This window comes from Alcanivorax sp. HI0083, assembly GCF_001635175.1.
This window is the reverse complement of sequence record NZ_LWFX01000986.1, coordinates 1-7002: the sequence shown is the minus strand read 5'-3', so window position 1 is coordinate 7002 and position 7002 is coordinate 1. Positions and strand designations below refer to the sequence as shown.

General features: G+C 60.5%; 9 protein-coding genes. 5 read left to right on the top strand and 4 right to left on the bottom strand.

The genetic code is table 11. The annotated features are described in order from the left end of the window. From lptA to A3754_RS11770, 4 genes are read right to left on the bottom strand one after another with little or no spacing between them, the layout of a single operon-like run. A complete protein-coding gene (gene lptA / locus A3754_RS11785) occupies nt 1-603 on the bottom strand; it encodes a lipopolysaccharide transport periplasmic protein LptA (RefSeq protein WP_063519845.1) in 603 nt (200 codons plus the stop codon). Beyond that, nucleotides 578-1135 carry an LPS export ABC transporter periplasmic protein LptC gene (gene lptC / locus A3754_RS11780; RefSeq protein WP_063519844.1) on the bottom strand — a complete coding sequence of 186 codons (558 nt, stop codon included), beginning with the start codon at nt 1133-1135 and terminating at the stop codon, nt 578-580. The genes lptA and lptC overlap by 26 nt, the downstream gene beginning before the upstream one ends. Further along, nucleotides 1132-1635: an HAD family hydrolase gene (locus A3754_RS11775; protein WP_063519843.1), complete on the bottom strand. Its 504-nt coding sequence runs from the start codon at nt 1633-1635 to the stop codon at nt 1132-1134. Before A3754_RS11775 ends, lptC begins: the two co-directional genes overlap by 4 nt. Next, nucleotides 1636-2604: a KpsF/GutQ family sugar-phosphate isomerase gene (locus A3754_RS11770; RefSeq protein WP_063519842.1), complete on the bottom strand. Its 969-nt coding sequence runs from the start codon at nt 2602-2604 to the stop codon at nt 1636-1638. It lies immediately after the preceding gene. Nucleotides 2605-2811: 207 nt separating this feature from the next. Between A3754_RS11770 and A3754_RS11765 the strand changes: the two genes are divergently transcribed. The 5 genes from A3754_RS11765 to hisD all read left to right on the top strand — a co-directional run. Continuing rightward, nucleotides 2812-3468, top strand: a complete 657-nt coding sequence (locus A3754_RS11765) for a phospholipid-binding protein MlaC (RefSeq protein WP_063519841.1) — start codon at nt 2812-2814, stop codon at nt 3466-3468. A gap of 127 nt (nt 3469-3595) precedes the next feature. After that, nucleotides 3596-3850 carry a BolA family protein gene (locus tag A3754_RS11760; RefSeq protein WP_063519840.1) on the top strand — a complete coding sequence of 85 codons (255 nt, stop codon included), beginning with the start codon at nt 3596-3598 and terminating at the stop codon, nt 3848-3850. Between the two features lie 55 nt (nt 3851-3905). Then, entirely contained in the window at nt 3906-5168 is a 1263-nt protein-coding gene (murA, locus tag A3754_RS11755) for a UDP-N-acetylglucosamine 1-carboxyvinyltransferase (protein WP_063519839.1), read from the top strand. A gap of 17 nt (nt 5169-5185) precedes the next feature. Further along, complete coding sequence (hisG, locus tag A3754_RS11750; RefSeq protein WP_063519838.1) at nt 5186-5830, top strand: ATP phosphoribosyltransferase; 645 nt, start codon at nt 5186-5188, stop codon at nt 5828-5830. 95 nt (nt 5831-5925) lie between these two features. Beyond that, nucleotides 5926-7002, top strand: a 1077-nt coding sequence (gene hisD / locus A3754_RS11745) for a histidinol dehydrogenase (protein ID WP_063519837.1), incomplete at its 3' end; no start/stop codon positions are given.

The window sequence follows — 7002 nt, the reverse complement described above, 5'->3', positions numbered from 1 at the left end:
TCATGGTGTGCTGGGCTCCGCATCAGGTGAGGCGGTGTTGCTGTCCTCACTGGGGGTGTCTTTTTCGTTGCTGGAATCGCCACCGGTGGTGTCGGCGTCACCGCTGGTTTCGCGGGTTTGATTCTCGGCGGGGATCACCAGGCGAACCCGCTGGTCGCCTTCACTGCTGGCATCCACGCGCTTGGAATCGAGGCTGTATTCCACCTTGGCGCCTTCGAAGGTGTTGCCTTGGTGTTCAATGTAGGCGTCGCCGGTGAGAACCAGGGTGCGGGCCTTGATGTCGTACACCAGATTTTCAGCATGGGCGTTGAGTCCTTCGCCTTCTTCCATGCGCACCGGGGTGCCGCTGGCTTCGACCCGGACCAGGTCGCCATTTTTGGTGAACAGGCGCATTTCGTCGGCAAACAGTTTGCGTTTGCCCTGAATCAGTTCCACGTTGCCACGGTAAAGACCGCTGCCGGCATCCTGCTCAAAACGGCCGCTGTCCGCCGTGACCTGAATGGGGCCTTCCATGGGGGCGGCATGAGCGCCCATGGGCAAAGCGGCAAGCAAAGCCAGTATGGCGAGGCGGTGGGTGCTATGAAGCCGGTGCTTCAAACTCACTCTTCACTCCTTGTTTCAGGTTCAGAATGCCCTTGTCGAGATCGGCTTCCAGGGCGCCGGCACGAGTCTGGCCGGAGTCGAATGTCATTTCCACTTCGCCGGGTGTTGTGGCGATATTGGTGTCGCTGTTGAAGCGCAGTTCGTCGGTGTCCAGGTTCACTTTCTGGGTGGGGTTGTCCACGTTGACCTTGCCGAGAAAGGTAATCAGGTCGCCGTTGTCTTCCACGGTGCCGTGCTCGCTGGTGATGGTCCAGCTGCCCTTGTCGTTGGCCATGACCAGCACCGGGGCCTGCATTTCGGTGAGCGGATTGTGATCGAATTGCACCAGATTGTCCGCAGTCAGATGGTATTGCAGGCTGCCATCTTCTTCACTGAAGGCCCGGGCGGTAACGTTATCTGCAATGATTGCTGGTGCCTCCAGCACGGCATTGTCCTGGCCGGGCAGGGTGCTGTCCCACTCGTGGAGGGTCATCAGCATGACCAGCCCCAGCAGCAGGATGCCGGTGGCGCTTAATAGACCTTGACGTTTCATGCCTGGCTCCGCAGGGCAAGAATGGCGTCGCAGATTTCCCGCACTGCGCCTTCGCCGCCGCGGCGCTCGGTAACGTGATCGGCGGCGGTTTTGGCGCAGTCGTGGGCGTTGGCCGGGGCAAAACTCAATCGGGACCAGAGCAGCGCGCTCACATCGGGTTCGTCGTCGCCGGCATAACCGGTTTCATGGGCGGCGATGTTCAGTGAGTCGGCCAGCGCTTCCAGTGCCACTCCTTTGTCTTCGCGACCCTGGATGACGTGTTCAATGCCCAGGTCTGCCGCGCGTTTGGCCACCATGGGGGAGTTACGCCCGGTGATGATGGCCAGGGTCACGCCGCTGGCGGCCAGTTTTTTCAGGCCGTGGCCGTCCAGGGTGTTGAAGACTTTCAGTTCTTCGCCCTGGGGGCCGAATAGCAGGCGGCCGTCGGTCATGACGCCGTCCACGTCAAACGCCATCAGGCGCAGGTTCTGGGCATCAACGGAGGAAAAGTGCATGGGCATTTATACCACCCCCGCACGGAGCAGGTCCTGCATGTTGAAGGCGCCGAGGGGCTTGCCCGCATCATCGCACACCATTAGCCCGTTGATTTTACGGGTCTCCATGACTTGCAGGGCTTCCGCCGCCAGGTGGCCCGGCGCGATGGTGATCGGGTCGGTAACCATGACCTCGGCAATGGTGGCTTTGCGAATATCGATGTCCCGGTCGAATATGCGGCGCAGGTCACCATCCGTAAAGATGCCCGCCAGGGTGCCGTCGTCGTGGGTGACGGCGGTCATGCCCAGGCCTTTATGGGTCATTTCCAGAAGGGCTTCGCTGAGTGAAGTATCCGTGCTGACCACGGGAAGCTGTTCGCCAGCGTGCATGATGTCATCCACTTTCAGTAGCAGGCGACGGCCCAGGCTGCCACCGGGGTGGCTGAGAGCAAAATCTTCCGGGGTGAAGCCGCGGGCTTCCAGCAGGGCGATGGCCAGGGCGTCGCCCATGGCCAGGGCTGCCGTGGTGGAGGAGGTGGGTGCCAGGTTATGGGGGCAGGCCTCTTCTGCCACGGCGACGGTCAGGTGCACGTCGGAGAGTTGGGCCAACGCGGATTGCGGCCGGCCGGTCATGCCAACCAGGCCAGTGCCCTTGCGTTTGATCACCGGCAGAATGGCCAGCACCTCGGCGGTTTCGCCGGAATTGGAGAGCGCCAGTACCACATCGTCCGGGGTGATCATGCCCAAGTCGCCATGGGAGGCTTCACCGGGATGCACAAAAAAAGAGGGGGTGCCGGTGCTGGCCAGGGTGGCCGCCAGTTTGCTGCCCACATGCCCGCTTTTGCCCATGCCGGTGACGATCACGCGGCCTTTGGCATTCAGCATCAGATCGCAGGCAGCAGAAAAGCTGGCGTCCAGGCTGTCTTTCAGGGCATCCACGGCCCGGGCTTCGATATCCAGTACCCGTTGACCGACGCTGATATGGTCGTGACTCATGCGTTCTCCTTGGCGTTGGCGGCGATTATACACCGGTTGCCCCCTTCACGTTGACCCGAAATCGGTAACCTGGTCTCTACGGCGGGAACCGTATCGAACTCTGTGACTCCAATAAAACAATCAAGGTTCACGATGTTGCCGCTGTTGATGACTGGACAGGGGGTAAAGAACACCGTAAAACCGCCGGAGACTAACAGGGAGTAATCTATGCATTTGCAACGGTATATTCGAACGTGGCTGCACGCCGGCCTGGTGCTGCTGTTGGCAGGCATGGCCACATTGGCCCATGCCGAGAGCGATCCGCGCCAGGTGGTGTCGGACGCCGTGGAACGGATGACATCCCGCATCGAGGCCGAGCGCGAGGCGCTCAAGGCGGATCCGGACAAGGCCAAGGCGCTGGTCCGTGAAGAGCTGGCGGACCTGGTGGATTTCAAGCGCATTACCCGCATGGTCATGGGCGATTACTTTGGCCCGTCCAGCAAGGAGCAGAAATACCGTTTTCTGGACGTGTTCAAAAACAGCCTGATCAACACCTACGCATCCGGCATCACCCTGTATGACGGGCAGAAGATCGAAACCTTGCCCATGCAGGACGGCGACCGTAAAGGCGACTATGCAAGGGTGCGCATGGAGGTGAAAACCAACTCCGGGCAGGTGGTGCCGATCTACTACACCCTGTTCCTGCGTGATGATCAGTGGAAAGTGATCAATGTGTATGTGAATGGCCTGGATCTGCGCGATACCTTCAAGAGTCAGTTCGCCCAGGGGATGCAGCAGTACAACGATATCGACAAGGTGATCGATAACTGGTCTGCGGATGCCAAGATTGATGCCGGCATCGACGAGGCCAAACAGGGCGAGTGAACCCGCCTGCCGTGGTAAGGGGCAGCGGGCTCGCGTATTATTACGCCCTTGATGACGATTTGATGGAGCGGCTGCAGGCCGCTCCAGTGCTGTTTGGGCCTGACCAAGGCCCTGATGAGGAGCAAAGATGAATCCGGAAGAAGTTCAGGCATTGGTTGATGCCGGTTTTGACAATGCCGATGTGGCAGTGGAAGGCGGCGGTGACCGGTTCCAGATTCGTGTGGTGTCAGAGGCCTTTGCCGGCCTGATGCCGGTGAAACGCCAGCAGCTGGTGTATGCCACCATCGACGAGCAGATCAAAAGCAACACCATCCATGCCGTGCAGATTCTTGCCTTTACTCCGGCGGAGTGGGAAAAAGCCCAGAATCAGGGCCTGTCCTGACCCCGGCCACAGGCCGAAAACGGGTTGGAAGAACGCAACCATCTAGAGACTGTTCATGGATAAATTGATCATCACCGGCGGCCAGCGGCTCGACGGCGACATTCGTATTTCCGGAGCCAAGAATGCGGCACTGCCGATTCTGGCGGCCACGCTGCTGGCTGATGAGCCGGTGACGGTGGGAAATCTGCCGCACCTGCAGGATGTGACCACCCTGATCGAATTACTCGGCCGGATGGGTGTCCATGTGGTGATCGATGACCGCATGAATGTGGAAGTGAACGCCACCACCATCAAGGAACTGACCGCGCCCTATGAGCTGGTGAAAACCATGCGCGCGTCGATCCTGGTGCTTGGCCCCATGGTCGCGCATTTCGGCAAGGCGTCGGTTTCCTTGCCTGGTGGTTGTGCCATTGGCTCGCGTCCGGTGGATATTCACCTGCGTGGCCTGGAAGCCATGGGGGCCGAGATCGAAGTGGCCAATGGCTACGTGAATGCCAGTGTGGACGGCCGCTTGAAGGGCGCTCGCATCGTTATGGATGTGGTCACCGTAACCGGTACCGAAAACCTGATGATGGCGGCGGCGCTGGCCGACGGCACCACCTACCTGGAAAACGCAGCCCGTGAGCCGGAAGTGGTGGATCTGGCCAACTTCATCAATGCCATGGGCGGCAAGATTAGCGGTGCCGGCACTGACACTATTGTCATTGAAGGGGTTGAGCGCCTAACCGGTTGCCACCATCAGGTCGTTGCTGACCGTATCGAAACCGGCACCTACCTGATTGCCGCCGCCATCACCGGTGGCCGCATCAAGACCAAGGACACCGTGCCGGGTATTCTCGATGCGGTGCTGCAGAAGCTGGAAGAAGCCGGGGCGAAAATCACCGTCGGCGACGACTGGATCGAGCTGGACATGGAAGGGCGCCGCCCGAAGGCCGTGTCCTTGCGCACCGCACCGTACCCGGCCATGCCCACGGATATGCAGGCCCAGTTCATGGCCCTGAATCTGGTCGCCGAAGGCACCAGCACCATTGTCGAAACCATTTTCGAAAACCGTTTCATGCACGTGCAGGAAATGAACCGCATGGGCGCGGACATCGAAGTGCAGGGAAACACCGCCATTTGCCGGGGTGTCGAGCAGCTTACCGGTGCGCCGGTGATGGCCACGGACCTGCGCGCCTCGGCCTCACTGGTGATCGCCGCGTTGGCGGCGTCCGGTGATACCACCGTGGACCGCATCTACCATATTGATCGTGGTTACGAGTGCATTGAAGAGAAACTGCAATCGCTGGGCGCGATCATCCGTCGCGTACCACGCTGATCGGATCGGGATCTGTGATGAGCAAGCCATTGACCATCGCCCTCTCCAAAGGGCGCATTCTCAAGGAAACCCTGCCGCTGCTGAAAGTCGCAGGCATTGAGCTGCTGGAAGACCCGGCGGCCTCACGCAAACTGATTTTCGACACCACCCGTGACGACGTGAAAATCATCATCATCCGCGCCACAGACGTGCCCCCCTATGTGCAGCATGGCGCGGCGGATATCGGTGTGGCCGGCAAAGACGTGCTCATGGAGCACGGTGGCGACGGGGTGTTTGAGCCGGTGGATCTGGATATTGCCCGCTGCAAACTGATGGTGGCGGCCATGAAGGACGCCCCGGAAACCGGCAGCCGCCTGCGCGTGGCCACCAAGTTTGTGAATGTGGCCAAGGCCTACTACGCCCAGCAGGGCAAGCAGGCAGAAGTGATCAAGCTGTACGGCGCCATGGAACTGGCCCCGTTGGTGGGGCTGGCGGACCGCATCGTGGATATTGTTGATACCGGCAATACCCTGCGCGCCAACGGCCTGGAGCCCACCGAGCTGATCGCCCACATTTCTACCCGTGTGATCGTCAACCGGGCCAGCATGAAGACCCGTCACAGTGATATCCAGACGATCCTCGACAAGCTGGCCGAGGCAGTGGCGTCCCGCAAAGCGGGGTAAAAGCGGAGTAAGTTAACGCTTGCATGCAACACGCTTCACGCGGTCACGCGGGTGGCTGGATGCGTGCAGGCCTGTTGCGTTGAACGAGAGAGATCATGGAAACCACCTGGCTTAACGCCCAAGATGCGGATTTCGATGCCAAGCTGGCTGCGCTCACCGCCTGGTCGGAAGAGCGCGACGAAGAAGTGGCGGATCGTGTGCGTGGCATCCTCAAGGATGTGGCCAAGCGTGGCGATGCGGCACTGGTGGAATACACCAACCGCTTTGACCGTCGTGACGTGTCAGGCATGGGTGAACTGGTGGTGGATCACGCCCAGTTGCAAGCCGCACTGGCGCGCATTCCTGTCGAGCAGCGTGAGGCCCTGGAAGCCGCTGCCGAGCGCGTGCGTCGTTACCATGAAAAGCAGAAGCAGGATTCCTGGCACTACCGCGAAGCCGACGGCACCTTGTTGGGGCAGCAGGTGACGCCACTGGACCGCGCGGGCATTTACGTACCCGGTGGCAAGGCGGCGTACCCGAGTTCCGTATTGATGAATGCGCTGCCGGCCAAGGTGGCCGGCGTGGGCGAAATCATCATGGTCTCGCCCGCCCCGGACGGCATCATCAATGACATGGTGCTGGCGGCAGCGGCCATCGCCGGTGTCGACAAGCTCTTTACCCTGGGCGGCGGGCAAGCGGTGGCCGCGTTGGCCTACGGCACGGAAACCGTGCCGGCGGTGGACAAAATCGTTGGCCCCGGCAACATCTATGTGGCCGAAGCCAAGCGGCAGGTGTTCGGCAAAGTCGGTATCGACATGATTGCCGGCCCCTCGGAAATTCTGGTGGTTTGCGACGGCAAGACCGACCCGGACTGGATCGCCATGGATCTGTTTTCCCAGGCAGAGCACGACGAAGAAGCCCAGGCCATTTTGGTATCCCCGGATGCGGCGTTCTTGCAACAGGTGGCCGAATCCATGGAAACGCTGGCGGCGACCCTGGAGCGGGAAACCATTATCCGCACGTCCATGAAAAACCGCGGCGCGTTGATTCAGGTCAGCGACCTGGATCAGGCCATCGACATTGCCAACCGCATCGCCTCCGAACACCTGGAGTTATCCATTGATGACGCGGAGCAGTGGGCGAAAAACATTCGTCATGCCGGCGCCATCTTTCTGGGGCGCCACACCCCGGAA